Annotated in this window: 1 protein-coding gene; it reads right to left on the bottom strand. The window is 57.6% G+C overall.

Annotated elements, in window-relative coordinates; all coding sequences use genetic code 11:
* Positions 1 to 58: 58 nt before the first annotated feature.
* Positions 59 to 269, bottom strand: a 211-nt coding sequence (locus tag SB775_RS29980; RefSeq protein WP_410864890.1) for a hypothetical protein, incomplete at its 5' end; no start/stop codon positions are given.

Here is a 269-nt window from a genome sequence, read left to right as displayed (position 1 = left end):
AGCAAGGCTATGACGACGAGGGACTGAAAACGCGAGTCGCGCCAAAGGGATAGCACCCTCATCGTAGTGAACCTCCCGTCCGTATGAGTGGGCGGGTGTCGACCTCGAACTCTGAGATTACACTATCCTCCACACGCAAGGCGGGACCAACCAGCTTGCTGTCTTTAAAGCGACCCGACGATTCCAGTGCTGTCAGCACCTCGGGCACATCTCTTGTCCGGCCCGAGAGGCGCATGAGGCCATCTGCCAAAGACACCTCAACCACATAG

The sequence above is a fragment of the Peribacillus sp. SIMBA_075 genome, assembly GCF_046534585.1.
Note: the sequence above shows the minus strand (reverse complement) of the source record. Positions and strands in the feature narration are given on the sequence as shown.